The organism is Streptomyces sp. NPDC041068 (assembly GCF_040647455.1).
Taxonomy (GTDB): Bacteria; Actinomycetota; Actinomycetes; order Streptomycetales; family Streptomycetaceae; genus Streptomyces.
In genome coordinates this window covers 13,330-39,146 of the sequence record NZ_JBEZCG010000033.1, presented here as the reverse complement: position 1 = coordinate 39,146, position 25,817 = coordinate 13,330, and the positions used below count along the sequence as shown (strand labels likewise).

Here is a 25,817-nt window from a genome sequence, read left to right as displayed (position 1 = left end):
CGTACGACATGGGGGGTTCGGCGAAGAGGACCCGGCGGCGCGCCGCCGGGCCCGCGCTGCGGTACGAGCACGTGCCGGGGGCGAGGACCTCGGGCCGGTCGGGGAAGCGGTCGTCGAAGCGGAGCGGAAGGCTGCGCATCCGCCTGCGCTCGGTGGGCTTCGCCTGCATGGTGGTGGCCTGTCTGACCGTGGGGTCGGCAGCGCTCTTCCTCGGCCCCCTGCGCTGGGCCGGCGAGATGTGGCACGCCCTCGCGCCGGACTGGCCCGGCGAGGGCTACGGCTTCGCCGCCACGGCGGGGCTCCTCCTGCCGGTCGCGGGCGCCCTCGCCATCGCACCGCTCACCCGCGCCAACTGGCGCAAGGACAAGGTGCGTTCGGCGCTCTGGACCGCTGCCGCACTGCCGGGCGCGGGCGCGGCACTCCTGATCGCATCCATCGCGATGCAGACGATCAAGCCGAAGCGCAGCCACCGGCACGGGACGTGCTCCACGACGGGCGAGTACTGCTGGATCAGCAGCAACTACCCCTACGTATGGCTCGTGGGCCTCGCGGCGCCCCTCCTCGCCGCGGCGGCCCTCCTGGGGCTCTACGACCGCTACGCCGATCGCCGCGACGCCCGCCTCACTCCACCCGCGACAACCGAGCCCTGGGATCGCCCGCGTCCGGATCGTCCGACGTGTACGTGAGGTTCTTGCCGTCCGGGCGGAGATACACCGTGTGGCTCGTCTGCGCGCACTGACTGCCGTTGCCCTTCGCCCCCTTGCCCGTCGCCACCAGTTCCTTCTCCGTGACCGACGTGAGGGTGAGGACGTCCGTGCAGGTGTTGCCGATCGGGTCGTCCTGCAGGACCGTGCCGACCCGCTCCCCCGGCTTCGCCTGACGCAGGGTGACCGTGAACGTGCCGAGCGGGATCGTGCCGCCGCTCGCGTCGGCCTTGCCGCGCCACTTGCCGAGGTAGGCCTCGGGGACCTTGCCCTCGGCGGACTCGGTGGCGTCGCCGGAGGGGTCGCTGGGCGTGCTCGTCGCTGTCGCCGCCGGGGGCCGGTCCTGGTCCTGGTCCCCCGCGGAGTTCTTGTCCCCGTTCGGCAGCATCCCGAAGACGAACACCGAGCCGACCGTGACGGCGGCCATCGCCCCGGCCACGGCGAGCGCGACCGTGCAACTCACCTTGCGGCCACGCCCGTTCGGCCCCTCGGGTACGGAGGTCGCGGCCACCGAGACCGAGAGCTTCCCGGGGGACGCCGCCTTCCCCTGGGAGCGGGGCTCCGGCACCGCGGGCGCCGAGGGCACCGCAGCATCGGACGGTGCCGCATCGACGTACGCGGGAGAAGACACGTACGAAGGGTCGGGCGGCCCGAAAGTCCCCTCCACGGAAGGGGAGTTGAACGCCACGGGCCCGGAGGGCGCGTTCTGCGGGACCGCACCCGCCCCGCCACCCGCCCCCGTGTCCAGATCCAGGAGCCGCACCGCGCTCCGGCTCACCCGCTCCACGACGGGCCCCGGCAGCCAGCCCGCGGCCACCAGCGCCGCCGCGCCCTGCGGGGCGAGGCGGCGGGCGACCTCCTCGGGACGGGGCCGCGCCGCCGCGTCCTTGACCAGGCAGGCCGCGGCGAGGTCCCGCAACTCGCCGCTCAGCACGCCCAGTTCGGGCTCCTCATGGACGACCTTGTAGAGCAGCGCCGCCGTGGATTCGCCGGGGAAGGGCGACTCCCCCGTCGCGGCGTAGACCAGGACGGCGCCCAGCGAGAAGACGTCCGCCGCGCCGGTGACGCCCTTGCCGAGGATCTGCTCGGGTGCCATGTAGCCGGGCGAGCCGATGGAGACGCCGGTGGAGGTGAGCGAGGCCGTGCCGTCCGTGGCCCGCGCGATGCCGAAGTCGATCAGACGCGGGCCGTCGAGCGTGAGCAGCACGTTCGAGGGCTTCACGTCGCGGTGGACGAGCCCGAGGCCGTGCACGTGCGCCAGCGCCTCGGCGAGCCCCGCCCCGAGGACGCGTACGGAGTGCTCGGGCAGGGGCGCGCCCTCCCGCACCGCTTCGGTGAGCGAGGGCCCGGCCGCGTACCCCGTGGCGACCCACGGCACCGGAGCCTCCGGGTCCGCGTCCAGGACGGGCGCCGTCCAGTCGCCGCCGACCCGTCGCGCCGCGTCGACCTCGCGGCGGAAGCGGGCGCGGAACTCCTCGTCGAGCGCGAAGTGCGGATGGACGACCTTGACCGCGACGGTGCGGCCGCCCGCGCTGCGCCCCAGATAGACCCGGCCCATGCCGCCCGAACCCAGCCGGCCGAGCAGACGGTAGGGACCGATCGCGGTGGGTTCGTCGACTTCGAGCGGATGCATGTCCTTGGCCTCCCCCGGACGGGCCTCCCCCAGACGCGCGCCGCCGGACATCTCGTGCGCCGCGTCACTGCGCATCAGCGTAGTGCGGGGGTCCTCGGGGGAACGCCCCCGCCCGCATTCCCCTCTACATGTGAGTAATGACCGTATTGCTCGCCTACGTCCCCGCTCCGAGGTCCCCATGAACCGCCGCCGCCCGTCCACCACCGCCCTCGCCGCGACCGCGGCGGCCCTGGCCTCGGCCCTGGCCCTGTCGGCCTGCTCCTCCGACAAGGGCAAGCCGATGAGCTTCGACAACCCCAAGGCGTCGGACAGCACCGGTCAGCCGCAGAGCGCGGCGGCGGCCAAGACGCTGCTCCCCACGGGCCCCAAGGCGGACTTCACCACCGAGAACACCCTGGACGACGGCACCAAGATCGGCGTGACGACGCTGAAGGGAAAGAAGTCCGGATTCACCGGCAAGGTGTGGGTCTGGGCGCCCAAGCAGTACTTCGACCCGAAGTACGCGAACAGCGGCTTCCCCGTGTTGATAGCCCTGCCGGGCGGCAACGGCTACCCCAACAATTACTGGATGGGGACCGACCTGAAGCTGCAGAGCAGCATCACCAAGTGGTCCCAGGAAGGCAAGAGCCTGCCGTTCATCGTGGTGATGCCCGTCCTCAATCCGGACGCCAAGAACTATTACGACGGCAGTGATATTCCGGGCCAGCCGAAAATGGGGACGTGGATGACCGATGACGTCCCCGATTTCGTCAAGGCGAATTTCCGAACCTTCAAGTCCCGTGACGGCTGGGCCTTCATGGGCTCCTCGTCCGGCGGCTTCGTCGGCCTGAAGTCGGTCCTGAAGCACCCGGAGAAGTTCCGCGCGGTGATCGCCAGCGGCCCCGACACCGTCCCCGACTCGCCGCTCTGGGCGGGGCACGAGAAGGAGCGCCAGGCCAACAACCCGGAGAAGCTGGCCCGCCACCTCATCAACCGCAAGGGCCCCGAGGTCGACCTCGCCTTCCAGATCGGCACGGAGGAGTCCGGTCAGGCGAACCTGCGCCGCTTCATCCAGACGTACGGGAAGGGCCCCGTGAAGACGCGGCTCAACGTCATCCAGGGCGGCGGCCACAACGCACGGTCCTACGTCCCCGCCATGGCCGACGGCCCCATCCAGTGGATCAGCAAGCACATGCAGGCGCCGATCCCCAACGACTGACCCGGCTCGGCCGGAGCGCTGGCCACGCGGGGTCAGGACTCCAGGAGCTCCACCCGTACGTCCGCCGGGAAGCCCGTCGTCGGGCCGACCCGGCGGGCGAACTCGGTCACGCCCGCCAGCTGCTCCCCGCCGAAGCGGAAGTCGAGCGTCGTGAAGTACCGCTCCAGGACCCCGGCGTCGAAGGACTCCCACCGCGCGGCCTGCTCGGCGACCTTCGTGACCTCCGCGAGGGAGAGGTCACGGGAGGACAGGAAGGCCTTGTGCACCTCGCGCACGACGGCCGGCTCGCGCGCCGCGTAGTCGCGCCGTGCCGCCCAGACGGCGAAGACGAACGGCAGGCCCGTCCACTCCTTCCACATCTGCCCCAGGTCGTGGACCTCCAGGCCGAGCCGCGGCGCGTCGATCAGGTTCGCGCGCAGCGCCGCGTCGCCGATGAGGACGGCGGCGTCCGCCTCCCGCATCATCAGGCCCAGGTCCGGCGGGCACGTGTAGTAGTCGGGCCGCACGCCGTACCGCTCGGCGAGCAGCAGCTGCGCGAGCCGCACGGAGGTCCGCGAGGTCGAGCCGAGCGCGACCCTGGCGCCGTCCAGCTCGCCGAGCGGCACCTGCGAGACGATCACGCAGGACATGACGGGGCCGTCGCAGCCGACCGCCAGGTCGGGGAAGGCGACGAGGTCGTCCGCGTTCTTGAGGAACTCGACGAGCGTGACGGGCGCGATGTCGAGTTCGCCCCTGACCAGCTGCTCGCTGAGCTTCTCAGGGGTGTCCTTCGTCAGCTCGAAGTCGAGGAGCGTCCCGGTCCGCGCGAGGCCCCAGTACAGGGGCATGCAGTTCAGGAACTGGATGTGTCCGACGCGGGGCCGGGGAATGCGGCGGGAGTCGGGCAGCTGTCCGGCGCCCACCCCCTCGGAGGCGTCAAGGGGAGAATTGTCCACATCGGCGAGGCTAGCCCCCTTGCGGTACGGCGCCGGCGCTGGGGCCCCGGCGTGCCCCGTCAACCCCACCGGAAGCCCCGTCAAACCTCCGGGTGACGTGATCTTGCCCCCTATTGCTTTCGGCTGCCTGCGTGCTAAGCTCGCCGCAAGTTGCAGTTTGGTTTCCCTTGCAGTACAGAGCCTGCGGAGCATGTGACCCCGCGGGCTCTCGTCGTTTTCAGACTTATGCAGTTGTTTAAACAATCGCTGGTTCTGGAGCAGGGCAACCCTTTGGCCCAAGGAGGGCTTATGGCTACCGGAACCGTGAAGTGGTTCAACGCTGAAAAGGGCTTTGGCTTCATTGCCCAGGAAGGCGGCGGCCCGGACGTCTTCGTCCACTACTCCGCGATCAACGCGAACGGCTTCCGCTCCCTCGAGGAGAACCAGGCCGTTTCCTTCGACGTGACGCAGGGCCCGAAGGGTCCGCAGGCGGAGAACGTCACCCCGATGTAATCGGACGCCTCACGTGAGTGGGGCGTGTTGATTCCTCCGGTGACTTGATCCGGACATGGATAGCAGTACCCAAGGAGCCCTGCTCCTCCGCGCGAGCGGGGGAAGCGGGGCTCCTGCCTTTTCGGTGCCTCTGCGGCTTCGGGGGTTACTCGGGGGTCACAGGGCCGCCCTCGCCCGGACCGCGTCCGCCGGGTCCCAGTCCTTGCCGGGGACCGAGGCGAGCAGCAGTTTCGTGTAGGGGTCCTCGGGGGCGGTCAGGACGCCGTCCGTCGGGCCCTGCTCCACGACCCGGCCGCGGCGCATCACCAGGACCTCGTCCGTGACGTGCTGCACCACGGCGAGGTCGTGGCTGACGAAGACCAGGGCGACGCCCGTTTCCTCGCGGATCTCGTCCAGCAGCTTCAGGATCTGGGCCTGGATCGATACGTCGAGCGCGGCGACGGCCTCGTCCAGGACGAGGACCTGGGGGTTCACCGCGAGTGAGCGGGCGATGGCGAGGCGTTGGCGTTGGCCGCCGGACAGCTCCCGCGGGCGGGCGCCGGCCTCTCTCGCGCCCAGGCCCACCTGGTCCAGGAGGTCTTTCACCCGGCTCTCGTCCCTGCCGTGCAGGCGCAGGGCCGTGCGGATGCAGTCGCTTGCCGTGAGCCGTGGGTCCAGGGAGATGTAGGGGTCCTGGAAGACCATCTGGATCTCGCGGGCCCTGGCCAGGCGGGCCCTCTTTCCCCTGGGAGTACGGGGTTCACGGGCGCGGCCCGCTATTCGTATCTCTCCCTTGTCCGGGGTGACCAGGCCTACGAGCATGCGGGCCACGGTGGTCTTTCCTGAGCCCGACTCTCCTACGATGCCGAGGGATCCGCCGGTTTTGAGGGTGAACGTCACGTTCTCTGCGGCCTTGTGGTGGGTGCTGCCGGGGAGCCGGTATGTCTTGGTGAGGTTGTTTGCCGTCAATAGGGCGTCTGTTGTCATCCTTGGCTCGCCTTGGTGGTCTCGGTGCTCGGCATCTTGGGTTGTGCCCACCCGTTCCGCCATGCGGAACGCCTGCCCACAACGGGGGCGACCGGGCAGTTGACCCCGCCGCCGTCCTCCAGTGGCTGCTCCACCGGTGGCGCTGTCTCGCAGCTCTCCTCCGCCTCCCCGCACCTCGACACGAACGGGCAGCCCTTGAAGGAGTCCGACAGGGACGGGGGGCGGCCCGGGATGGGGGTCAGGGGGTGGGATTCGCCCAGGGTTGGGGAGCAGGCCAGCAAGCCTCGGGTGTAGGGGTGTGCCGGGGTCGTGAACAGGGCCTCCGCTGTGCGCTGTTCGACGACTCCTCCTGCGTACATCACGTAGACGCGGTCGCAGTACGCCGCTGCCAGGTGCAGATCGTGGGTGATCAGGAGCAGGCCCAGGTCCCGGGTGGCGCGCAGGGTGCGCAGGAGGGCGAGGATCTCCGCCTGGGTCGTCACGTCCAGGGCGCTGGTCGCCTCGTCGGCCAGGAGCAGGCGGGGCTCGGCGGCCAGGGCGCCCGCGATGACGACGCGTTGGAGCATGCCGCCGGAGAGTTCGTGGGGGTGTTGGCGCAGGCGGCGTTCGGGGGATGACAGGCCTACCGCTTCCAGGAGTTCCACCGCGCGGGACCGCGTCGCGCCGCGTTCGGTGAGGAAGTCGCCGATCCGGCGCACCGGGTTGAGGGCGGCCCGTGGGTCCTGGTGGACCATGGCGACGGGTCCCGCACGGTGGGCGCGGAGCCGTTCGCCGGTGAGGGCGAGGACGTCGGTGTCCGCGACGTGGACCGAGCCCGTCGCCGTCGCGCCCGGCGGCAGCAGGCCCAGTGCCGCCTTCGCCGTCGTCGACTTGCCCGAGCCCGACTCGCCGACCAGGCCCACGACTTCACCGGGGCCGACGTGGAGCGAGACCGAGTCGAGGACCGGGCGGGCCGCGCCGGGGAGGTGGACGGTGAGGTCGGTGATGGAGAGGAGCGTCATGCTCACTCACCCCCTAGCCGGTCGGCGGCCCAGACCCCGACCACGTTGAAGGACACGACGACGAGCGCGATGGCGGTGCCCGGCACCATGGCGGGCAGAAGCGCGCCCTGGACGATGGCGGCCTGGCCCTCCTGCACCATCAATCCCCAGTCCGATGACGGGGGTTGGGCGCCGAAGCCCAGGTACGAGAGGGTCGCCAGGGACATCAGGGCCTCGCCGAAGAGGACCACCAGGTAGCCGAGGACGGCCCGCGCCAGGTTCGGGACGACGTGCGCGGCACAGATGCGGGCACCTCCCATGCCGAGGACCCGATAGGCGTCGACGTACGGCTTGCGGGCCTCCGAAAGGGCCAGGGAGCGCGTGTACTTGGCGATCGTCGGGGTGAAGGCGAGGCCGAGCGCAAGGACGGAGGTGGTCATGCCCGCGCCGAAGACCGCGATGATCAGGACCGTGAAGAGGAGGCCGGGGAAGGCGTACATGACGTCCGTCAGGCGGGAGACCAGAGCGTCCACCCAGCCGCCGCGCCAGGCGGCGAGGACCCCGAGCGTCACGCCGAGGACGGACGCCACCGCGAGCAGGAGCACCGGCGCGATCAGGCTGGTGCGGGCTCCGTACAGGGCCCGGGAGAGCAGGTCCTGGCCGGAGGAGTCGGTGCCGAGGAGGTGGTCGCCGCCCGTGCCGACCAGCGAGGCCGACAGGTCGATGGCGTCGGGGGCGTAGGGCGCGAGCAGCGGTGCGAACACCGCGGCGACGACCACCAGGGAGAGGAAGACTCCGGCGGCCATGACGCCGAGCGGGCGTCTGCCGCGAGTGGTCGGTGGGGCCGGGGCGACGGCGGTGGTCGTCATGACGTGGCTCCCTTCACTCGGGGGTCGAGGAGCGGATGCACCAGGTCGACCAGGGTGGTCACGACGATGTAGCCGGTGACCATCAGGAGGAGCACCGCCTGGGCGACCGGGAAGTCGTGGGTGTTGATGGCCCCGACGAGGAGCGAGCCGATGCCGCTGATGCCGAAGGCCGTCTCGACGACGACCGTGCCCGCGAGCATCCCGGCCATGACCAGGCCGCACATGGTGACGATCGGGCCCAGCGCGTTGCGCAGGACGTGGCGCCGGATGATGTCGTGCTCCGGGACGCCCGACGCGCGGGCCGCCTCCACGTGGTCGGAGGCCGCCGCGTCGGCCATGGCCTGGCGCGTGACCCTGCTGATGATCGCGAGGGAGCCGAGCGCCAACGACAGGGCGGGCAGGGTGAGATGGCGCAGGGTGCCGGTGAATCCCTCGCCGCTGCCGGTGACCGGGAACCAGCCCAGCTGTACACCGAAGAGCGAGACGAGCGCGATGGCGGCGACGAAGGAGGGGACGGACGCGGCGAGCGTCGTGCCGCCCACGACCAGCGAGTCGACCCAGGTGGAGCGCTTCACGGCGGCGAGGATGCCCGCGCCGACGCCCAGGACGACGAACAACACGGTGGCGTACGCGACGAGTTGGAGGGTGGTCGGGAAGCGGGCGGCGACGAGGTCGGACACCTGGTCGCCGTACTTGAAGGAGCGGCCGAGGTCGAGGTGGACGCAGTCCCACAGCCAGCGGCCGTACTGGACGACCAGCGGCTCGTCCAGGTGGTACTGGGCGCGGACGGCGGCCAGGCGCTCGGGGGTCAGCTTGTCGCGGCCGCCCGCGAGGAACACCGCGGGGTCGCCGGGCGCCGCGTACACGGCGGCGAAAATGACGAACGACGCGGCGAAGAGGGTGGCGAGCAGGCCGAGGACGCGGCGCAGCGCCCGGGGGGCGAGTGACGTCATGACGCTCATCTAGCCCTTCTTCAGGCCGAGTTCGGCGGCCCAGGGGTAGTAGAGGTAGGACTGCGACGCGGGCGGGCCCGTCATGCGGTCGTCCAGGACGAGCGCGGAGGGCACCTGCGCGAGCGGGATCCACACGGCTGCGTCCACGAAGCGGCGCTGCACGTCGACGGCGAGGGCGGCGCGCCGCGCGTCGTCGAGGGTGCCGAGAGCCCGGTGGACCAGCTTGTCGTACGTGGCGTCCTTGAAGCCGACCCAGTTGTTGGAGGAGTCGGAGAGGCCGTTGTCGTAGAAGCCCATGGGGTCGGCCTTGGAGATGTACCAGTCGCCGACCAGGACGTCGATGTCGGCGCGGGCCTGCGGGTCGCTGTAGAACTCCTCGAACTGGGCGGTCGGCACGGTCTTGATCTGGCCCTTGAGGCCGATCCGCTGGAGGGCGGCGCGCACGGCGTTGGCGACGACGGTGCGGCCCTGGCTGCTGTCGGTGCCGATGACGACGGGGTCGGCCGGCGCGCCCGCGGACTTCACCAGCTTCTTGGCCTCGGCGAGGTCGTCGGCGGTGGGCGATGCGGGTGCGGAGGACGCCAACTTCCGCTGGGCCGCGGCGAATCGGGGCTTCTCGTAGCCCCACGCGCCGGAGCCGACGGGCGTGGCCCAGGGCTGGACGAGGCCGCCGTAGCCGGATCTGGCGATGCCTTCGCGGTCGACGGCGAGGGACAGGGCGCGGCGGATCTGCGGGTCCTTCAGGCCGCCGCGCGCGGTCGGGATGAGGACGAGCGAGGCCGTGGAGGGACCGTAGTGCCGGTCGATGCCCTTGGCGGTGCGCAGGGCGGACGCGGTGTTCGGCGATTCCGCGTACGTTCCGTCGGCGGCACCCGTCCTGAGGGCGTTCACCAGGGCGCTGTCGGAGGCCCACCGGAAGGTCACCTGGCGGGTCAGCGGCTTCTTGCCCCAGTACCCGTCGTACGCCTTGATGGTGAGGGAGTCACCGGACTTCCAGCCGGACAGTTCGTACGGCCCCGAGCAGGCGTCGCCCTGGCCCGGGGTACCGAACTCCTTTCCTGCGGCGGTGACTTGCTCCTTGTTCCAGACGATGCCGGCGTCTCCGGCGAGCGCCTTGGTGAAGAGGGCGTCGGGGGCCTTGAAGCGGATGGTGATCTCGCGGGCGCCCGTCTTCCTCATGGAACGGACGTTGCCGAACTCGTCGGCCTGTTCCATGTCGGGGTCGGCATGCCGCTTCAGGCTCCACAGGACGTCGTCGGCGGTGAGCTTCGAGCCGTCGTGGAAGGTGACGCCGTCGCGGACGGTCAGGACGAGGGTCCTGTCGTCGGGCGTGCGGGCCTTGGCGGCGAGCAGCGGCTTGATGCTCATGTCCGGCTGGAGCTGGTAGAGGCGCTCGCAGACGTTGGTCAGGACGACGCGTCCCGCGCTGGAGCCCTGGGTGTCGAGGTCGAGCGAGTCGGGTTCGTCCTCCAGCAGCCAATTGACCTTGTCCTGCCGCCCCTTGGCGGCGGGCGTCGTGGCGGTCAGCTTCAGCTTGGCGGCGTCGGCGGGGTCGCCGCCGAGCGCCGTGGTGTCGGCGCCGCTGCACGCGGCGGTGGCGAGCAGGGTGGTGGCGACGAGGCACGCCGCGGCGGAGCGCCGCCGTGGTCCGGGGTTACTCATGAGGCGTCTCCGTACGGGCCGTCGTAGAGGTTCCAGGGCATGTGCTGGTAGTCGCGGTCGCACGGGGTGCCCGCGGTCACGTGGTAGTCGCCGCTGGTCAGGTCCACGCAGGAGGAGACGAGCGTGGCCCAGTGCAAGCCGTCGGGGCGGCGCGGGTCGGGGTGGGTGCACAGCGACTCGGGCAGGCCGAGGTGGTCGGACATGGCCTGCTTGATCAGCTTCAGGGACTCGTCGGGCCCGGTGGAGGAGCGCAGCGCCCGCAGCCCCTGCTCGGCGCGCGGGACGCGGACGAGGGAGTCGGAGGACATGGGGCGGTAGTCGCCGGCGAGGGCTGCGGGGATACCCGCCTGGTAGTGGTTGCCGTGGACCAGGAGGCCGTCGGTGGGGTACATCCAGCCGTGCCCGGCGGGCGTCGTCTCCAGGTCGATCGCGAAGCCCTCGCGGCAGGTCAGCAGGGCGTTGCTGGCGATGTGGGCGCGGGTGCGGCACAGCACGTCGAGGGCGTCGGTGACGGTGGCCCGGTCGAGGACGCTGCGGCGTACGACGGTCTGCGGCAGGCCGACGGCGTCGCTGAAGCGGCCGCCGAGGCCGTTGGCGTTGAGGGCGATGCCCGCGGAGTTGGCGCCCTGGCGGCCTATCTGTCCCGCCTCGACCTGCATGATCAGGGTGGGCTTCGGGGGCTGCACGACGCGGAGCATGACGACGGTGTCGGCGACGCCCGCGCGCCAGTCCCAGTTCTGGCCTGCGTAGACGTGGCCGTCGCCGCTGGCTTCCCCGAAGGCGGCGAAGGAGGTGCAGCCTTCGGCGGGCTCCTCCTCGGCCGGCTCCTCACCGGCTGCCATCTCGGCGAACGACTTGTCGTAGATGACCTCCCCGCGGGCGTTCAGGGCGAGCACGTCGAGCAGGGTCACCCCGGCGCCGTCGGCGATGCCTCGCATCTCCTCGACGAGGTCGGGGGCGTAGTCGCGTACAGGCTCCAGCCAGCGGGCGGCCCGTGCGGTGACGCGGTCCCAGGTCAGCCCGGCCGCCTTGCCGAACGCCTCCTCGTAGTAGGCGAGCGCGGCGTGGAGTCGGGGGCGGACGGCCTCGCCGTACTGGCGGCCGCGGTCGGTCGGTGTACCGGAGATCTCGATCACGGGGAGCGTGCGGGGTGCCATGGTTCTCCTAGCGACGGAGAGGTCCGGCAACCGACGTGCTGTAACGTCGGTTACGAGATTCTCTCCCCTTGGAATGCATTGCCCAGGAGAGTAACCGCCGTCACACGAGAGTCAATAGCCGTAATGGAAATTTCAGAGGGTGTGGAGCGGCTGCGCGCCGCCGTGCGCGACCAGTGGGAGACCCTGTCCACCTCGGAGCGCGCGGTCGCCCGGTACCTCGCGAGCGCACCGCCCGAGTCGCTGCTCTTCGCCAGCGCGCAGGAGCTCGGCACGGCGAGCGGCACCAGCAACGCCACGGCCGTGCGCGCCCTGCAGCGCCTCGGATACGCCGGACTGCCCGCGCTCAAGCGGGAGTTGGCCTCGGACCTCACCTCCGCGGTGGCGCCGGAGGTCCGCCTCAAGCAGCGCATCGCGCATGTCGGCCGGGACCTCGGCGACATCTGGGGCGACGTCTTCGACGAGGCACAGGAGCGCATCGAGCACACCCGCAGGCTCACCTCGGACGACGCGCTGCGCACGGCGGTCGAGGCGCTCGCGGAGGCCGCCGAGATCCACTGCTACGGCGTGGCCGCCTCCGAACTGGCCGCCCGGCACCTGGCGTTGGCGCTCGGCCGCATCGGGCGCCGCTCCCGGTACACGGGCGCGACGGGCTTCGCGCTCGCCGACGCGCTGCTCGGCATCCGCCAGGGCGACGCGGTGGTGATCTTCCAGCCGGGCCGCGCGCTGACCGAACTGACGGTGCTGATCGAGCGGGCGCGGGCGGTCGGGGCGCGGGTCGTTCTGGTGACGGACGAGTTGGCGGAGCGGTACGGGGGGCGGGTGGATGCGGTTCTGACGGCGCCGCATACGCCTACGGGGATCACGGCGGAGGCTTTGACGGCGTTGGTGGTCGCCGATGCGGTTCTGCTGGCGCTGACTACGTTGGACGAGGCTCGGGCGGTGGATACCTCGCATCAACTGACTGCGTTGAGGGAGCAGTTGCTGGAGGTCAAGCCCCGGAAGGGGTGAGGGGGCCTGTTGTTGGGTGCGGGTCGTGTGTGGCTTGTCGCGCAGTTCCCCGCGCCCCTAAAGGGGCGCCGCCCTTACGGCACGACTCAAATGTGCTGCATGATCATCACGAACGTCGTGTTCGGCTCCAAGGCCTCGTATGCGTGCGGGACGTCGCCCCGGTACGACATGTAGTCCCCGGGGCCCAGCTCCACCGGCTCGTCGCGCGGGCCCGCGAGCAGGCGGCCCGTGCTGATGACCAGGTGCTCCACCGAGCCGGGGATGTGCGGGTCCGACTCGCGCGCGGGCCCCGGCTCCATGGCCCCGTGGTAGAGGTCGCGCCGCACGCCGGTCGGGCCGCCGGACAGCAGCGTGCCCACGTACGACGAGTTCTCCGCGCGCATGGACGGGCCCTCGCCCGCGCGGATCACCGTCACCGCGGGCGCCGGTGACTCCACGAGCACGCTGAACGGCACGCCGAGCGCGACGGCCAGCGCCCAGAGCGTCTCGATGCCGGGGTTGCCGGTGGCCGCCTCCAGCTGGGACAGCGTGGACTTCGCGATGCCGGCACGCTTGGCCAGCTCGGAGAGGGAGAGCCCGGCCTTCGCGCGCTCACGGCGCAGGGCGGCGGCGACCCATTCGCGGGGCATGCGGGACTCGTCGGTCGTCACGGCTTTCGCTCTCCTGATTCTCCCCGTGCGTTCACTACAGGGGACCGATCGTTCGGCTTGACGAACGCTCCCCACGGACCCCATCCTACGACGCATGCGTTCGCCACACCGAACAGACGACCTTCCAGAGCGAACGGACGGGGCATCCACCGGCCTCGTCCGCCTCTCCGACCTGCCGCCCGGCGTCCTGCGCGACATCGCGCTCGTCTGGCTCGCCGACGCCGTCGTCGGCATCTCCTTCGGCGCCATCGCCGTCGCGGGCGGGCTTCCCGTCTGGGTCCCTGTCGTCATGTCGCTGCTCGTGTACGCGGGCTCCGCCCAGTTCAGCGCGGTCGGCATCCTGACCGCGGGCGGCGGGCCCGTGGCCGCGGCGGCGACCGGACTGCTGCTCAACTCCCGTACCGCCGCGTTCAGTCTGGCCCTCGCCAACGACCTCGGCCGGTCCTGGGCGGCGCGGCTGATCGGCGCGCACCTCGTCACGGACGAGACCGCCGCGTTCGTGCTCGCCCAGAAGGGCAGGGCACAGCGCAAGGCCGCCTTCTGGATATCCGGCGTCGGGCTTTTCGTCGCCTGGAACCTCAGCGTGCTCGTGGGCGCCGTCGCCGGGTCCGCGCTCGGCGACACCGACCGGTTCGGCCTCGACGCCGCGTTCCCCGCGGTGCTGCTCGCGCTGGTGCTGCCCGCGCTGCGCAGCGACAGCGGGGCGCGGCGGGCCTCGGCGGCCGGTGCCGTCATCGCGGTGCTCGCCTCGCCCCTGCTGCCCGCTGGGGTGCCGGTGCTGCTCGCCCTGCTGGGGCTGCTCGCCGCGCGCCGCGGGCCCCGCCGGCCCCGGCCCCGCCCCCGTACCACCGCTTCGAGGAGTGCCTCGTGAACGCCACGCTCGCCTGCGTCCTGGTCCTCGCCGCGGGGACGTACGTCTTCCGCCTCGCCGGGCCCGTGCTGCACGGGCGCGTCGAACTCCCGGCCCGCGTCCAGGAGTTGCTGACGGTCGGCGCCACGGTGCTGCTCGTCGCGCTGCTCGCCACCGGTGCGCTCACCGACGGCCAGGAGTTCGCCGGGTGGGCCAGGCCCGCCGGGGTGCTCGTCGGCGGGGCGCTCGCCTGGCGCAGGGCGCCGTTCGCCGTGGTCGTGGTGGGCGCGGCGGCGGCTACGGCGCTGCTGAGGCTTGCGGGGGTTCCGTAGCGCCCGGGGCGGCGTGCGGTTCCGTAGCGCCCGGGGCGGCGTGCGGTTCCGTAGCGCCCGGGGCGGCGTGCGCGGGTCGCGTGGCGTAGAGCGCCTCCACGACCTCCGCGTACCGCTCCGTCACGGCTTTCCTGCGGACCTTCAGGCTCGGCGTGAGCAGGCCGCCCTCCACCGTGAAGTCCTCGTCCAGTACGGCGAATTCGCGGATGCGGGCCGGGCGCGAGACGGTGGCATTGGCGGCGGTCACGGCCTGCTTGACGAGGGCGCGGACGCGGGGGTCACGGGAGAGCGGCTCGGTCAATGTCACGTTCTCCCTCGCCGCCCACCCGGTGACCTCCTCCGCGTCCAGCGTGACGAGGGCGACCGGGTAGGGCCGCCGGTCCCCCACCATCACCGCGCGCGAGACGAACCGTGAGTTCTGGACGGCGAGTTCACTGAGGGACGGGGTGAGGTTCTTGCCACCGGAGGTGATGATGAGGTCCTTCTTGCGGCCGGTGACGGAGAGGAACCCGTCCTCGTCGAGCACCCCCAAGTCCCCGGTGTGCAGCCACCCTTCGCCGTCCACGGAGTCCCGGGTGGCCTGTGGATTGTTGTGATAGCCGGGGAAGACCATGGGGCCGCGGGCGAGGATCTCGCCGTCGTCGGCGATGCGGAGCTCGACGCCTGCGACGGGGCGGCCGACGGTCCCGTACCGCACGGATCCCGGGTGGTTGAGGGTGAGGACACCGGCGGACTCCGTCATCCCGTACCCCTCGTAGACGGCGATGCCACAGGCCCGCAGGAAGTCGACGGTGTCCGGCGCGATGGGCGCGCCGCCGGTCAGCGCCCACCTCACCCGCCCGCCGAGCGCCTGCCGGACCAGGCCGTAGAGGGCCTTGTCGGCAGCCTCGTACGCGTCCTGGAGCTCGGGCGGCAGCACGCCGTCGGCGGCGAGGACCCCGATGCGCACCGCCTCCTCGAACCGCTCGCGACCGCCTTCCTGCGCCTCGGCCAGGGACAGCACCACGGACCGCACCTTCTCGAACAGCCGCGGCACGGACGGCAGATGGGTGGGCCGCGCCTCGGCGAGCTCGGCGACGATGTCCTCGACGCGCCCGCCGAAGAAGGTGAGCGTGCCGCCCTCGATGAGGCTGGTGAACTCGATGAGCTGGGCGAGGAGATGGGCGAGCGGCAGATAGAGATACGTGGAGTCCCCTGGCCCTCCATCGATGAGCGGCACGGTGGCGGCCTGCACGGCGAGCAGATTCCCGTGGGTGAGGAGACAGCCCTTGGGGAGCCCGGTGGTGCCGGAGGTGTAGATGATGGTGGCGAGATCCTGCGGGCCGCGCGCGTGGGCGCCGGCCAACAGGTCGTCGAGCGGTGCCGGTTCGCCCCACTCCTCCGTCATCAGGACCACGTGCCGCACCCCCGGCAGGCTGCCCCTCAGCCTCTCCACCTTCTCAGCCTGGTGGGTGTTCTCGCAGATCACCACCGTCGCGCCCGAGTCCGAGACCACCCACGCGAGTTCCTCGTCGCCCGCCGTCGGGTAGATCGGGACGACCACCGCGCCCGTCGCCAGCGTGCCGAAGTGGGTGCAGGTCCACTCGGGGCGGGTCTCGGCCAGGATCGCCACGCGGTCGTCGGGGCGGACGCCGAGCGCGAGCAGGGCCCGGCCCACGCGGCGGGCCTCGTCCCTGAGGGCGGTGTACGACAGCTCCTTCCACGTCCCGTCGCGCCGGAACCGCAGAGCGGGCAGGTCGCCGTGACGGGCCGCCGTCCATTCCGCCAACAGGGCAAGGGACGCGGGGAGTTCGGGGAGCTCGGCATCTTTCTCGCTCGTCTGCTGCATTCCTACGACGCTAGGGAGCGCCGCACGGCCACGGGATGACGGGAAGCGTCACCACCGCTGGCCTGCGCGCTCAGCCCGGCGCTAACGTCGTGTTCATGGCCAGGCGGACGATCACCGTGCACCATGTGCGGGCCGTGCTGCGCGGCGCCGAGCGGCGCGGTGTGGACACCGTTCCGCTGCTGCGGGGCGCGGAGATCCCGCCGCTGCTCCTCGGCGACGACCGGGCCCGCGTCACGGCCCCGCAGTTCGCCCGGCTCTTCCGGGAGCTGTACCGCGCCACGCAGGACGAGTTCCTCGGCCTCGGCTCCGCCGTCAGCAGACCCGGCACCTTCGCGATGATGTGCCAGGCCTCGCTCGGCTGCCGCGACCTCGGCGCCGCCGTCGAGCGCGGCGTCACCTTCTACGGCCTCTTTCCCGGCGGTCCCGACCTCGTCCTCGAACGCCACGGCGACGAGGCGGTCTTCGGCGTACGCAACGACCTCGAACAGGACTACTTCCTCGCCGAGTGCCTCGTCATCATCTGGCACCGCCTGTGCAGCTGGCTGATCGGCCGCCGCATCCCCTTGCGCTGGGCCGAGTTCGGGCACCCGCCGCCCCCGCACAAGGACGAGTACGAGCTGCTCTTCGGCTGCGCGGTGCGGTTCGGCGCCGAGCGCACCGGCGCCGGCTTCGACCCGCACTGGCTGGACGCCCCGCTGATCAGGGACGAGGAGGCGCTGGACGAGATGCTGCGCGGGGCGCCCTTCGAGCTGCTGACCCGGCGCGAGTACGGCACGACGGTCGCCGAGCAGGTCCGCCGCGCCCTCGCCCGTGCCCTGCGCTCCTCGCCGCGGCTGCCCTCGCTCGGCGAGATCGCGGCGCGGCTCGCGGTGAGCCCGGCGACGCTGCGGCGCCGCCTGGCCCAGGAGTCCACGTCGTACCAGCAGCTGAAGGACGCGGTACGCCGTGACGCCGCGATCGCGGGTCTCGTGGAGGGCCGCGAGCCCATCGCGGGGCTCGCGGCCCGGCTCGGCTTCTCCGAGGACACCGCCTTCCACCGGGCGTTCCGTCGGTGGACCGGCACGACGCCGGGGGCGTACCGGACGGAGACGGAGCTGACGGAGCGCCCTTGCGGCCCGTCCCCCTACGGCTCCTCGTCCTCCCCCGCGGCGGCGTCGGACGGCGGCACGTCGGACGGGGCGTCGGGGACCGCTCCCGGCGGCTGAGGCGGCCCCGCCCCATCCAGCCCCATCCCGCCGAGCACCGCGCCGTTGAGCACCGGGCCCCCGCCGTTGACCGCGGTCTCCCCCTCCGACTTGCCGAGCCGCCGGCTGGTACGGCCGAGCGCGATCAGCACGGTGATCAGGGAGGTGGACTTCCCCTCGATGCGCCGCGTGTACCGCACGGCCTCCTCGTACGCGGCGTGCGCCTGCGGCAGCATCTCCTGCGCCTCGTACGCGTCGCCCAGGTCCTTGAGCACGGTGGCGTACCAGCCGGGATCGGACTCGCCGTCGACGAGCGCGAGCACGGCCTGACAGACGGCGACCCCTTCGGCGTACGCGCCCTCCAGCCCCAGGTTGCCCAACTCCTCGTAGGTGAGCGCCATGTTGTGCAGGACCGCGGCCCGCCGCTCCACATCCGTGATCTTCGGGACTTCGTGGGCGAGGTCGTCGAGGACCTCCCATGCCTCGGCCCCCTCCCGCATCGCGACCAGGGTGTTGGCGAGCGCGGTCATCGTGGTGGCGAGGTCGCTCGGGTTGTCGGCCCGCTTCTTGTACGAGACGGCCTGCCGGAAGTGTTCGACGGCCTCCTTGAAGTCGTGGGCGTCGCGATAGGTGTCGGCGATGTCGTGCAGGATGACGCCGTACACACCCGGCGAGTCCTGCGGATCGGTCAGGTCGCGGGCCTCGTGGAAGCACGCGAGCGCCTGCTCGAACCGGGCGGGGCGCCGCGGACTTGTCTCTTCCGGCATGGTGGGCCTCCGTTCGGGGTCGGATGGTGGGGTCGTGTCGTCGACGAGCCGCTGGAGGCCTCGGCGGCCTGCTGCCCGCCGGTCCGCTCAGCCGCCGGTCCGCTCAGCCGCCGGTCGGCTCAGCCTTCGGCCGGATTCGCCGGAAAAGGGCGATCGATCGTCCGGTGGGACGGCGCATCACCACCGACGAAGAAGCGGTCGCGGTATTCCCTCGCGTCTTTGCCCACGGCCGCCGCACCGGCCCCGTAGGCGTTCGCCTGCCGGGCGGGCGGCGCGCATCGGGCGAGAAGCTCTCGCAACTCCGTCACCAGACTCTCCAGTTCGGCGCCCAGCTCCAGGCGCACTCCCTCGTCCGGGTCCTCCAGAGCGATCTCGAAGCGGTTGCGCCGGCAGTCGCCCTCGACGTCCCGCAGCCGCCTCCCCAACTCCCCCACTGACCCCACGAGATGCGCCTCCGTGCGGTCGAGCCGCGCCAGCTCGGCCCGTTCGCGGCCCTCGTCCCCCCGCCCGAACCAGTGGGCCACGGCCCGGCGCACCCCCGCCCACGCGTCCGTGCCCGCGGCCTGCACCACGGCGGTGGAGCCCGCGACCGCCAGCGCTGTCATGGCGTCGTCGAGCATCGCCACACCCCCCAGTCGTCCGGAGCCCGCGGCTCCCCCCTCTGTGAACGTAGCGCCGGGTCGGCCCCCTGAACACCTGCGAGCGGAGAACCTGCGAGCCGAGGTCAACGAAGGTGAGCGTCCCGGTCAGCCCTCTGCTTACTCACCGGTCACTACGGTCGAAGCCGGAACACCCCAGCCCCTGAGGACAGTTGGGAGAGCCGCATGCACACTCGCACCAGCCTCGGAGCGTGGGCCGTGGCCGCCGCGCTCGGCCTGTCGGCCGTCACCCCGCTCGCCGCGGCGCACGCCGGGGAGCCGGGCGGAGCCGCCGCCTCCACGTCGCCCGGCGACATCGTGAGCTCCGAGCCGAGCAGCTTCCATCCGCTGCCGGGCCAGCCGACGAACACCAAGGCCTGGAAGATCCACTACCGCTCGACCACCGCCAAGGGCGAACCGAACACCGTCTCCGGCACGGTCATCGTGCCCCAGGACGGCAGGAAGGGACCGCGCCCCCTGATCACGTACGCCGTCGGCACGGTCGGCGTCGGCGACCACTGCGCGCCCAGCGCGGGCTTCCCCAGAGGCACCACCCTGGAGGCCAACCTCATCCAGCAACTCACCCTGCGGGGCTGGGCGGTGGCCGTCACCGACTACGAGGGCCTCGGCACCCCGGGCGACCACACCTACACGGTCGGCCGCGCCGCGGGCCACGCCATGCTGGACGCGGCCCGCGCCGCGATCCGCCTCCCCGACGCGGGCCTGGGCAAGGACACCCCGGTCGGCATCATGGGCTACTCCCAGGGCGGCCAGGCCTCCTCCTGGGCCGCCGAGCTGCACGCGTCGTACGCACCCGACCTCGACGTCAAGGGCACGGCGACCGGCGGCGTCCCCGGCGACCTGCAGAAGGTCGCGAAGTTCAACGACGGCGGCTACGGCTCGGGCCTGATCTTCATGGCCGCGATCGGTCAGAACGCGGCCTTCCCCGAGCTGAAGCTCGACTCCTACCTCAACCCGGCGGGCAGGACGCTGCTCGGCGCGATGAAGAACACCTGCGTCGCGGACGGCGCGGTGCTCGGCTCCTTCAAGTCGATCGACTCGATGACCTCGAAGAACCCTCTGGAGCAGCCGGATTGGCAGCAGCGCCTGCGCGAGTCGCAGGTCGGAACGGTCGAGCCGGACGCCCCGGTGTACCTGTACCACGCGCTCGCCGACGAGCTCATCCCGTACGGCGTGGGCAAGCAGGTCCGCACCGACTGGTGCGCGCGCGGCGCGAACGTGGAGTGGCACACGGTGCCGGTCGGCGAGCACGTCAGCGGAGTGATCACGCAGTCGCCGCTTGCGGCGCAGTGGCTCGCGGACCGTTTCGCGGGCAAGGCGGCGAAGAGCAACTGCTAGCGCGTGCAAGCGGGTTGGGGCGCGGTCGAGTCGACGGCGCCCCGACCTTCTTCCACCGGCCCTACTTCGCGTACCAGGCCGTGACCTTCCTGGTCTTGGCGTTCCAGGTCAGCGTGCCGCCCTGGAACCACTGCCGCACATCACCGGCGGCGTTGATCCTCTTCTCGCCGGACCTCGGGTAGCCGAGCCTGCCGCGCTCCCAGCCGCCCTTCTGCCAGGCGGTGCGGAAGGCGCCCCACACGGGGTGCATGCCGGTCCTGGGCGAGTAGTACAGCGAACCGCCCTGGAAGTGCTGGAAGCCGCCGCCCTTCGGCAGGGCACGCGCAGCACCCGACGGGCACTTCAACCGCCCCTTGGAGCCGCCCAGTTGGTCCCACTTCTTACGGAACCCGCCGGTCGGCATCTTGGCGCACGGCGCCTTCGACGGCGTGAAGCGGGCGACGAGGCGGTGCCCCGCGTTCATGGCGAGCGACATGTCCCGTGACGTGTTGGCGTGCGGCTTGCCGTCCAGGGTCCATCCGGCGAAGGTGTGGCCGGCCGCCGGATACGCCCGCACCACCACACGCGTCCCGGTCTTGTAGGGCCCCCAGACGAACGCCCGCGTGGTGCCGCCCTTCGCGGGCGACGAGGCGAGCGTGAGGGTGTGGCGGGGCCTGGGCTTGGCCGGGGTGCGGTAGTCGCCCACCAGGTAGGTGGTCTCCTTCAGGACCCGCGTCTGGTCGTTGTTCTTGTCGCCGAGCGGCTGGCCCGCGTACTTGTTGGTGCGGTTGGCGTACTGGTTGACCTGGGTGCAATACCGCTTGCCCGCGGCGCAGTTCCACTCGTAGGCCATGATCGTGGAGTAGTTCTGGTCGGGCGTGATCCAGCCGGTGTTGTACGGGTACGTCGTACTGGGCGTCCCGCGGCCGTACTTGTCGTTCGCGAGCGTCCAACGGTCGTGGTCGAGGCCGAGGTTGTGCCCGATCTCATGACTGACGCCGTCCGTGAAGATGGCCTCCATGCCCTCGACGGCGAAGCCCTGGCCCTCGGTGCCGGGGCCCGGGGCGTCGGGCCGGTTGGCGATGCCGCTGCCGCCGTTGTCGGCGAGGACCATCACGGTGTCCGCGGCGTGCTGCTTGCGCAGCGCCGCGGCCTTGGCGCCGATGGTGCGGTCCTTCGGCTCGGAGACCAGGTCGAGCATGGCGCCCGCGTCCTTCTCGGCGGCGGCGTTCTTGAAGCCGGTGACCTCCTCGACGTGGACGACGTCGATGCTCGCCCGCACCCCGCTGTCCGACAGGGCGCGGTTCATCCGGGTCTCGATGGTGGAGGCGGTCGCCCGAAGGCTCCGGAACGTGCGGTCGCCGCGGGCCTTCGCGGCCTCCTTGGGCGTGAACAGGAGCAGGACGTCGACGACGGCGGGCTTGGAGCGGTCGGGCTTGGCGCGGTCGGGCTCGGAGCGGCCGCCGGAGGGCTCGCTCCGCTGTGCGTCGGACTCGACCGTGTCGTCCTCGCTGTCCCTCGGCAGCTTCGAGAGGTCCCACTCCTCGAAGACGGCGGTGCTCGGCCGCCCCTCGGCGGGATGCACGGCGTAGGCGCCGCGGGGCCCGAGGTCGGCGAAGCCCTCCAGGGCGATGGGCTTGCCGCTGTCGTCCCCGGCGCAGGCGTTGGACACCTGGACGCGCACCTGGTGGTCCGGGTGCCCGACCTCGTGCCCCTCCCAGGAGATCGTGCCCTCGCCGTCGTCCATGGAGTGGTCCTCGACGACGCGGGCGGTCACGTCGTACGGGAAGAAGGTCAGCGTCGACGCCTGGGGCGGACCCGCCTCGGGCCGGTCGCAGAGGTACGAGAAGTGCGCGCGCCGCAGGTCGACACTGGCGGAGCGGACGACCCAGGGGTCGGGCTGCGGCTCGGGCCCGCGGGGGCGCGCGGCGGCGGTGGGGGCGGCGAGGGTGGCGGTGACGAGCAGGGCGGTGGCGGCGGAGCAGAGGATCCGCGGTACGGGGCGGGGCATCTGGTGGGGCCTCCTCGGGGGCCGATTCGGTCAGGTGTCCCCCTCCACATGGGGCGGCGGGGGCGAGGAAGGGAACCGCGGCGCGCGGGGGCCGGGGGCGGATTCACCTGCCTGCGCCTGCCGCCTCCCGTCCCTTGCGCCCCGAAAGGGAGTGGTCGGCTCCGCCCGGCCTTCATAGGATCTCGGGGTCCCGCAGGACTCGGAGAACCGGCGCAGGGGGAGCAACGATGACCTCACCGTCCATACCGACCGCACCGTCCACGCCGCCCGATCCCACCGCACCGTCCACGCCACCGGATCCCACCGCACCGCTGACGCCGCCCCCGAACGACCCCTCCCGCGCGGATCCGGCACCCGGCCCCGACTTCGTCACGCCGGTGGACAACCTCTTCGTACGCACACACTTGGGCGTCCCGGAGATCGACACCGCCACCTGGACGCTGACGGTGGAAGGCCTGGTGGAACGCCCCCTGCGCCTGGACCTGCCCACGCTCCTGGACCTGCCCGCCGAGCAGCTGACGGCCGTCCACGAGTGCTTCGGCAGCCCGTTCCGCCCGGACACCCCGACCCGCGCGGTGGCGAACGTGGAGTGGACGGGCTTCCCCCTCGCCGCCCTCCTGGACCGCGCGGGCCCGCTGCCGTCGGCCCGGCACGTCGTCTTCGAGGGCGCGGACAGGGGCTCCTTCCAGGGCGAGGACGACCTCTCGTACGTCAAGGACCTGCCGCTGGAGACGGCCCACCGCTCGGTGTTCCTGGCCCACGGCATGAACGGCGCGCGGCTCCGCACCCGGCACGGGTATCCGCTGCGGGCGGTGGTGCCGCGCATGTTCGGCACGAACTCGGTGAAATGGCTGACCCGGATCGTCCTGACGGACGAGCGGCCGGAGCACATGTTCACGACGACGTTCTATACGCGGACGGTGCCGGGCGCCGAAGGCCCGCAGCCGGTACGCGAAGTGGATGTCAGCAGCAAGATCCTGTCGCCGTCGCCGGACGCGGAACTCACGGGCGGTTCCACGGTGTTCAGGGGCCGCGCCTGGAGCACGACGGAGGTCGTCCGGCTCGACCTCTCCATCGACGGCGGCCCGTGGGAACCGGCAGCGCTCGACGTCCTCGGCGCCGACCCGACCTGGCAGGGCTTCTCCCTGCGGCGCTCGCTCCCGCCGGGCCCGCACAGCGTCCGCTCCCGCGCGACCGATGCGGCGGGGCGGGTGCAGCCGCCGCCGGGTGCACGGAACTCCGTCCACGAGGTCCGGTTCACGGTGCGCCGGCGGTAGCCCTATGGTCTTCTACCCCCGTGGACGGTGTTCTCGCGACCTTGATCGCAGTCCTGGGGACTCTGCTCGGCGCTGCCATGACCCATCTCTTCCAACGCAGAGCCGCCGCTCGCGACCAGGTCTTCGCGGCCCAGCAGCAACTCCGCGTGGAGCGCATGGCCGTGTACAGCGACTTCGCCGGGGCGGAGACCGAGTTCAGGCGGGGCCAACACGACCGCTGGTACCGCGCGTTCGAGGACCCGGACAGCCCCGCCTGCTTCGAAGCCCGCATGGAGGCGTACCGCCTTCGCTCACGCGCCCTCCACGCCCTGTTCCGCGTCCAGCTCGTGGCAAGCAGCCAGGCGATGATCGACGCCGCGCGGCACGCCCACCATGTGACGGCCCGGGTGCATACGGCCTCCGGCGAGACCGAACTGGATGCGCTGGGCGCGCAGGCGCGGGACGCCGTGGAGCACTTCGTGAAGCTTGCGTCTTCTGATGTGCGGTAGGTCGTCTTCTGCGGGAGCCCCGGCTCAGCCCCTGCTCAGCCCCTGGGCTCGTCACGCAGTTCTGCCCAGACGGTCTTGCCTACGGTGCGGTCGGTGACGCCCCAGGTGTCGGCGAGCGCGTCGACGAGGCGGAGGCCTCGGCCCGACTCGGCGTCGGGGGCAACCTGTTGGCGCTTCGGCCGACGGTCGCCCCGGGCGTCGGCGACCTCGATACGGAGCGTGTTCGGCCCTCGGCGGGCCAGCCTCAGCTCGAAGTCGCGGCCGGGTACGTGGCCGTGCGTGACGGCGTTCGCCGCGAGCTCGGCGACGATGTGCGTTGCGGCTTCGGAGAGCGCACTGCCGTACGGGATGCCCCAGGTTTCCAGCTGGTGGGCGGTGAGGCGGCGGGCGAGGCGGGCGCCTCTGGGGGTGGGGCTGAGGAGTTGGCGGAAGGTGCGGGGGGCGCCGCCTGGCTCCTTCAACTCGTTCTGGGGGGTGGAGATTTGCGTTTTCATGTCACTGAGCGTGGTCGGTCGGTTCTACGCTGACCAGGTACGACGCCGCGACGCCGGGTACGTGTATGAGTACGGCGGCTTGGCTGTATGAGGCGTCCACCGTGACCACGCAAGGACGGTACGGGCATGGCGATCAGCAACCACGAGGAACGACCGGAACGGCCTTCCCAGACGGACGGCACGGCCCATCTCTTCAGTGCGCTGGGCAAGCAGATCAAGGTCCTGCGCGAACACACAGGGATGAGCCAACGGGAGCTGGGCAAGGTGGCGCACTGCGGGGAGGCGCTGATCTCGTCCATGGAGCGGGGGGTGCGGACGCCGCAGCCGGAGTTTCTGGTCAGGGTGGACAAGTTGCTGGACGCGAGGGGGGTGCTGGCGGCTGCGGCTGATGATGTTCGGGAGGCGCAGGCCAAGGCGCGGACTCGGCATCCGGATTGGTTCAGGGATTACGCGCGGGCTGAAGCGGAAGCCGTCGCACTGCACAACTACGGCGCCCAAGCGGTGCATGGGCTCCTCCAGACCGAGGCCTACGCTCGAGCTACCTTCACTCAGCGGCGCCCCCTGTTGGACGAGGAGACGATCGAGAAACGGCTCGCCGATCGTCTGGCACGCCAGCAGATCTTCGATCGGTGGCCAGCACCGACCTTCAGCTACGTTCTGGAAGAGACCGTGCTGCAACGCCCCACTGGTGGATGGCCAGTCCAGCAAGAACAGTTGCGGAGGCTGCTCAGCGTGGGCCGCATGAGGAACGTAGAGATCCAGGTAATGCCGACTGACCGACCAGAACACCCGGCCTTGGACGGTACGTTCACCTTGATGAACCCCAAGGGGCGGCAGCAGGTGGCGTACACAGAAATCTATGGGCACCCCCGGCTGATCACTGATCCAGAGGAAGTCCGCATCTTCAGCGAACGCTATGGGATCATCCGGGCTCAGGCTCTCACGCCTTACGAGTCGCTGGCACTGATCGAGAAGATGCTGGGAGAACCATGAACAACACGGAACTCGGCTGGTTCAAGAGCAGCTACAGCACGGGCGAGGGAGGCGAGTGCCTCGAAGTCGCGTACCCCTGGCGGAAGTCCAGCCACAGCGGCGGCGAGGGCGGCACATGCATAGAGCTATCGACCCGCCCCCACGCCATCCACATCCGCGACTCCAAGAACCCCGACGGCCCCACCTTCTCCGTCACGCCCACCTCCTGGACGCACTTCCTCACGTACGCCCACAACACCCCGCACGCGCCAGATTCACCTGCACAGCAAGGGAGTTGCTGACCGAGGCGAGACGGTCGCGCGGTCCCTCCGGGCTCGTTCGCACCACCACTTCGGCACCGCAGCCTCCCCCGTACCCCCGCCACCTCGCAGCGAGAGCGAATCAGTCGGCGTTATCGGCCCTGCGGGCCC

At 71.5% G+C, this 25,817-nt stretch carries 26 protein-coding genes; 12 read left to right on the top strand and 14 right to left on the bottom strand.

Features of this window, described 5'->3' with window-relative positions:
• Positions 1 to 8 precede the first annotated feature (8 nt).
• On the top strand, positions 9 to 686 hold the full coding sequence (locus AB0B50_RS43070) for a hypothetical protein (RefSeq protein ID WP_362343053.1): 678 nt from the start codon (positions 9 to 11) through the stop codon (positions 684 to 686).
• On the opposite strand, the gene AB0B50_RS43065 is transcribed toward AB0B50_RS43070, so the two are convergent.
• Positions 622 to 2,337, bottom strand: coding sequence for a protein kinase (locus tag AB0B50_RS43065; protein WP_362343108.1), 1,716 nt, complete (start codon positions 2,335 to 2,337; stop codon positions 622 to 624). The genes AB0B50_RS43070 and AB0B50_RS43065 overlap by 65 nt on opposite strands.
• 178 nt (positions 2,338 to 2,515) lie before the next feature.
• Here AB0B50_RS43065 and AB0B50_RS43060 point away from each other — a divergent pair, with 178 nt between their 5' ends.
• On the top strand, positions 2,516 to 3,535 hold the full coding sequence (locus AB0B50_RS43060; RefSeq protein WP_362343050.1) for an alpha/beta fold hydrolase: 1,020 nt from the start codon (positions 2,516 to 2,518) through the stop codon (positions 3,533 to 3,535).
• Positions 3,536 to 3,567: 32 nt separating this feature from the next.
• Here the strand turns inward: AB0B50_RS43060 and AB0B50_RS43055 are convergent, their stop codons facing one another.
• Entirely contained in the window at positions 3,568 to 4,422 is an 855-nt protein-coding gene (locus tag AB0B50_RS43055) for a menaquinone biosynthesis protein (protein ID WP_362343106.1), read from the bottom strand.
• Positions 4,423 to 4,758: 336 nt separating this feature from the next.
• Here AB0B50_RS43055 and AB0B50_RS43050 point away from each other — a divergent pair, with 336 nt between their 5' ends.
• Complete coding sequence (locus AB0B50_RS43050) at positions 4,759 to 4,962, top strand: cold-shock protein (protein ID WP_006138897.1); 204 nt, start codon at positions 4,759 to 4,761, stop codon at positions 4,960 to 4,962.
• A 156-nt stretch (positions 4,963 to 5,118) separates the two neighbouring features.
• Here AB0B50_RS43050 and AB0B50_RS43045 read toward each other — a convergent pair whose 3' ends face one another.
• Genes AB0B50_RS43045 through AB0B50_RS43020 form a run of 6 tightly spaced genes read right to left on the bottom strand, consistent with a single transcriptional unit; the run spans position 5,119 to position 11,549 of the window.
• Positions 5,119 to 5,928, bottom strand: a complete 810-nt coding sequence (locus tag AB0B50_RS43045; protein ID WP_362343047.1) for an ATP-binding cassette domain-containing protein — start codon at positions 5,926 to 5,928, stop codon at positions 5,119 to 5,121.
• Positions 5,925 to 6,929 (bottom strand): ABC transporter ATP-binding protein, encoded by a 1,005-nt coding sequence (locus AB0B50_RS43040; protein WP_362343044.1) that lies wholly within the window; start codon positions 6,927 to 6,929, stop codon positions 5,925 to 5,927. The genes AB0B50_RS43045 and AB0B50_RS43040 overlap by 4 nt, the downstream gene beginning before the upstream one ends.
• A 2-nt stretch (positions 6,930 to 6,931) precedes the next feature.
• Positions 6,932 to 7,777, bottom strand: a complete 846-nt coding sequence (locus AB0B50_RS43035; RefSeq protein WP_362343041.1) for an ABC transporter permease — start codon at positions 7,775 to 7,777, stop codon at positions 6,932 to 6,934.
• Complete coding sequence (locus AB0B50_RS43030; RefSeq protein WP_362343038.1) at positions 7,774 to 8,739, bottom strand: ABC transporter permease; 966 nt, start codon at positions 8,737 to 8,739, stop codon at positions 7,774 to 7,776. Before AB0B50_RS43030 ends, AB0B50_RS43035 begins: the two co-directional genes overlap by 4 nt.
• Positions 8,740 to 10,392: an ABC transporter substrate-binding protein gene (locus AB0B50_RS43025; RefSeq protein WP_362343035.1), complete on the bottom strand. Its 1,653-nt coding sequence runs from the start codon at positions 10,390 to 10,392 to the stop codon at positions 8,740 to 8,742.
• Entirely contained in the window at positions 10,389 to 11,549 is a 1,161-nt protein-coding gene (locus AB0B50_RS43020; protein WP_362343033.1) for a C45 family peptidase, read from the bottom strand. The genes AB0B50_RS43025 and AB0B50_RS43020 overlap by 4 nt, the downstream gene beginning before the upstream one ends.
• Positions 11,550 to 11,672: 123 nt before the next feature.
• Between AB0B50_RS43020 and AB0B50_RS43015 the strand changes: the two genes are divergently transcribed.
• Positions 11,673 to 12,557 carry a MurR/RpiR family transcriptional regulator gene (locus AB0B50_RS43015; RefSeq protein ID WP_362343031.1) on the top strand — a complete coding sequence of 295 codons (885 nt, stop codon included), beginning with the start codon at positions 11,673 to 11,675 and terminating at the stop codon, positions 12,555 to 12,557.
• Positions 12,558 to 12,643: 86 nt separating this feature from the next.
• Here AB0B50_RS43015 and AB0B50_RS43010 read toward each other — a convergent pair whose 3' ends face one another.
• Positions 12,644 to 13,186: an XRE family transcriptional regulator gene (locus AB0B50_RS43010; RefSeq protein ID WP_362343103.1), complete on the bottom strand. Its 543-nt coding sequence runs from the start codon at positions 13,184 to 13,186 to the stop codon at positions 12,644 to 12,646.
• A gap of 115 nt (positions 13,187 to 13,301) precedes the next feature.
• Here AB0B50_RS43010 and AB0B50_RS43005 point away from each other — a divergent pair, with 115 nt between their 5' ends.
• Together AB0B50_RS43005 and AB0B50_RS43000 are read left to right on the top strand one after the other, a co-directional pair.
• Positions 13,302 to 14,078, top strand: a complete 777-nt coding sequence (locus tag AB0B50_RS43005; protein ID WP_362343028.1) for an AzlC family ABC transporter permease — start codon at positions 13,302 to 13,304, stop codon at positions 14,076 to 14,078.
• On the top strand, positions 14,075 to 14,389 hold the full coding sequence (locus AB0B50_RS43000) for an AzlD domain-containing protein (RefSeq protein WP_362343026.1): 315 nt from the start codon (positions 14,075 to 14,077) through the stop codon (positions 14,387 to 14,389). The genes AB0B50_RS43005 and AB0B50_RS43000 overlap by 4 nt, the downstream gene beginning before the upstream one ends.
• On the opposite strand, the gene AB0B50_RS42995 is transcribed toward AB0B50_RS43000, so the two are convergent.
• A complete protein-coding gene (locus AB0B50_RS42995; RefSeq protein WP_362343023.1) occupies positions 14,355 to 16,217 on the bottom strand; it encodes a long-chain fatty acid--CoA ligase in 1,863 nt (620 codons plus the stop codon). The genes AB0B50_RS43000 and AB0B50_RS42995 overlap by 35 nt on opposite strands.
• 95 nt (positions 16,218 to 16,312) lie before the next feature.
• Between AB0B50_RS42995 and AB0B50_RS42990 the strand changes: the two genes are divergently transcribed.
• Entirely contained in the window at positions 16,313 to 17,422 is a 1,110-nt protein-coding gene (locus AB0B50_RS42990; RefSeq protein WP_362343020.1) for an AraC family transcriptional regulator, read from the top strand.
• Here AB0B50_RS42990 and AB0B50_RS42985 read toward each other — a convergent pair.
• Both AB0B50_RS42985 and AB0B50_RS42980 read right to left on the bottom strand, forming a co-directional pair.
• Positions 17,341 to 18,168, bottom strand: coding sequence for a tetratricopeptide repeat protein (locus tag AB0B50_RS42985; RefSeq protein WP_362343017.1), 828 nt, complete (start codon positions 18,166 to 18,168; stop codon positions 17,341 to 17,343). The genes AB0B50_RS42990 and AB0B50_RS42985 overlap by 82 nt on opposite strands.
• A gap of 119 nt (positions 18,169 to 18,287) precedes the next feature.
• On the bottom strand, positions 18,288 to 18,788 hold the full coding sequence (locus tag AB0B50_RS42980) for a hypothetical protein (RefSeq protein WP_362343015.1): 501 nt from the start codon (positions 18,786 to 18,788) through the stop codon (positions 18,288 to 18,290).
• Positions 18,789 to 18,992: 204 nt separating this feature from the next.
• Between AB0B50_RS42980 and AB0B50_RS42975 the strand changes: the two genes are divergently transcribed.
• Positions 18,993 to 20,165, top strand: coding sequence for a lipase family protein (locus tag AB0B50_RS42975; protein ID WP_362343012.1), 1,173 nt, complete (start codon positions 18,993 to 18,995; stop codon positions 20,163 to 20,165).
• A 61-nt stretch (positions 20,166 to 20,226) separates the two neighbouring features.
• Here AB0B50_RS42975 and AB0B50_RS42970 read toward each other — a convergent pair whose 3' ends face one another.
• Positions 20,227 to 22,155, bottom strand: a complete 1,929-nt coding sequence (locus AB0B50_RS42970) for a M12 family metallo-peptidase (RefSeq protein ID WP_362343009.1) — start codon at positions 22,153 to 22,155, stop codon at positions 20,227 to 20,229.
• 227 nt (positions 22,156 to 22,382) lie between these two features.
• Between AB0B50_RS42970 and AB0B50_RS42965 the strand changes: the two genes are divergently transcribed.
• Both AB0B50_RS42965 and AB0B50_RS42960 read left to right on the top strand, forming a co-directional pair.
• Positions 22,383 to 23,432 (top strand): molybdopterin-dependent oxidoreductase, encoded by a 1,050-nt coding sequence (locus AB0B50_RS42965; protein WP_362343006.1) that lies wholly within the window; start codon positions 22,383 to 22,385, stop codon positions 23,430 to 23,432.
• Positions 23,433 to 23,509: 77 nt separating this feature from the next.
• Complete coding sequence (locus AB0B50_RS42960; protein ID WP_362343003.1) at positions 23,510 to 23,920, top strand: hypothetical protein; 411 nt, start codon at positions 23,510 to 23,512, stop codon at positions 23,918 to 23,920.
• 35 nt (positions 23,921 to 23,955) lie between these two features.
• Here the strand turns inward: AB0B50_RS42960 and AB0B50_RS42955 are convergent, their stop codons facing one another.
• Positions 23,956 to 24,414: an ATP-binding protein gene (locus AB0B50_RS42955; RefSeq protein WP_362343000.1), complete on the bottom strand. Its 459-nt coding sequence runs from the start codon at positions 24,412 to 24,414 to the stop codon at positions 23,956 to 23,958.
• Positions 24,415 to 24,540: 126 nt separating this feature from the next.
• On the opposite strand from AB0B50_RS42955, the gene AB0B50_RS42950 reads away from it, so the two are divergent.
• Entirely contained in the window at positions 24,541 to 25,407 is an 867-nt protein-coding gene (locus AB0B50_RS42950; protein ID WP_362342997.1) for a helix-turn-helix transcriptional regulator, read from the top strand.
• Positions 25,404 to 25,688 carry a DUF397 domain-containing protein gene (locus AB0B50_RS42945; protein ID WP_362342994.1) on the top strand — a complete coding sequence of 95 codons (285 nt, stop codon included), beginning with the start codon at positions 25,404 to 25,406 and terminating at the stop codon, positions 25,686 to 25,688. The genes AB0B50_RS42950 and AB0B50_RS42945 overlap by 4 nt, the downstream gene beginning before the upstream one ends.
• Positions 25,689 to 25,817 lie beyond the last annotated feature (129 nt).

What these genes read in the sequence shown, in the direction of transcription:
- AB0B50_RS43070 (WP_362343053.1), top strand. Translation starts at nt 9, where the DNA reads ATGGGGGGTTCGGCGAAGAGGACCCGGCGGCGCGCCGCCGGGCCCGCG.
- AB0B50_RS43065 (WP_362343108.1), bottom strand. Translation starts at nt 2,337, where the DNA reads ATGCATCCGCTCGAAGTCGACGAACCCACCGCGATCGGTCCCTACCGT.
- AB0B50_RS43060 (WP_362343050.1), top strand. Translation starts at nt 2,516, where the DNA reads ATGAACCGCCGCCGCCCGTCCACCACCGCCCTCGCCGCGACCGCGGCG.
- AB0B50_RS43050 (WP_006138897.1), top strand. Translation starts at nt 4,759, where the DNA reads ATGGCTACCGGAACCGTGAAGTGGTTCAACGCTGAAAAGGGCTTTGGC.
- AB0B50_RS43045 (WP_362343047.1), bottom strand. Translation starts at nt 5,928, where the DNA reads ATGACAACAGACGCCCTATTGACGGCAAACAACCTCACCAAGACATAC.
- AB0B50_RS43040 (WP_362343044.1), bottom strand. Translation starts at nt 6,929, where the DNA reads ATGACGCTCCTCTCCATCACCGACCTCACCGTCCACCTCCCCGGCGCG.
- AB0B50_RS43035 (WP_362343041.1), bottom strand. Translation starts at nt 7,777, where the DNA reads ATGACGACCACCGCCGTCGCCCCGGCCCCACCGACCACTCGCGGCAGA.
- AB0B50_RS43030 (WP_362343038.1), bottom strand. Translation starts at nt 8,739, where the DNA reads ATGAGCGTCATGACGTCACTCGCCCCCCGGGCGCTGCGCCGCGTCCTC.
- AB0B50_RS43025 (WP_362343035.1), bottom strand. Translation starts at nt 10,392, where the DNA reads ATGAGTAACCCCGGACCACGGCGGCGCTCCGCCGCGGCGTGCCTCGTC.
- AB0B50_RS43020 (WP_362343033.1), bottom strand. Translation starts at nt 11,549, where the DNA reads ATGGCACCCCGCACGCTCCCCGTGATCGAGATCTCCGGTACACCGACC.
- AB0B50_RS43015 (WP_362343031.1), top strand. Translation starts at nt 11,673, where the DNA reads ATGGAAATTTCAGAGGGTGTGGAGCGGCTGCGCGCCGCCGTGCGCGAC.
- AB0B50_RS43010 (WP_362343103.1), bottom strand. Translation starts at nt 13,186, where the DNA reads ATGCCCCGCGAATGGGTCGCCGCCGCCCTGCGCCGTGAGCGCGCGAAG.
- AB0B50_RS43005 (WP_362343028.1), top strand. Translation starts at nt 13,302, where the DNA reads ATGCGTTCGCCACACCGAACAGACGACCTTCCAGAGCGAACGGACGGG.
- AB0B50_RS42995 (WP_362343023.1), bottom strand. Translation starts at nt 16,217, where the DNA reads ATGCAGCAGACGAGCGAGAAAGATGCCGAGCTCCCCGAACTCCCCGCG.
- AB0B50_RS42990 (WP_362343020.1), top strand. Translation starts at nt 16,313, where the DNA reads ATGGCCAGGCGGACGATCACCGTGCACCATGTGCGGGCCGTGCTGCGC.
- AB0B50_RS42985 (WP_362343017.1), bottom strand. Translation starts at nt 18,168, where the DNA reads ATGCCGGAAGAGACAAGTCCGCGGCGCCCCGCCCGGTTCGAGCAGGCG.
- AB0B50_RS42980 (WP_362343015.1), bottom strand. Translation starts at nt 18,788, where the DNA reads ATGCTCGACGACGCCATGACAGCGCTGGCGGTCGCGGGCTCCACCGCC.
- AB0B50_RS42975 (WP_362343012.1), top strand. Translation starts at nt 18,993, where the DNA reads ATGCACACTCGCACCAGCCTCGGAGCGTGGGCCGTGGCCGCCGCGCTC.
- AB0B50_RS42970 (WP_362343009.1), bottom strand. Translation starts at nt 22,155, where the DNA reads ATGCCCCGCCCCGTACCGCGGATCCTCTGCTCCGCCGCCACCGCCCTG.
- AB0B50_RS42965 (WP_362343006.1), top strand. Translation starts at nt 22,383, where the DNA reads ATGACCTCACCGTCCATACCGACCGCACCGTCCACGCCGCCCGATCCC.
- AB0B50_RS42960 (WP_362343003.1), top strand. Translation starts at nt 23,510, where the DNA reads ATGACCCATCTCTTCCAACGCAGAGCCGCCGCTCGCGACCAGGTCTTC.
- AB0B50_RS42955 (WP_362343000.1), bottom strand. Translation starts at nt 24,414, where the DNA reads ATGAAAACGCAAATCTCCACCCCCCAGAACGAGTTGAAGGAGCCAGGC.
- AB0B50_RS42950 (WP_362342997.1), top strand. Translation starts at nt 24,541, where the DNA reads ATGGCGATCAGCAACCACGAGGAACGACCGGAACGGCCTTCCCAGACG.
- AB0B50_RS42945 (WP_362342994.1), top strand. Translation starts at nt 25,404, where the DNA reads ATGAACAACACGGAACTCGGCTGGTTCAAGAGCAGCTACAGCACGGGC.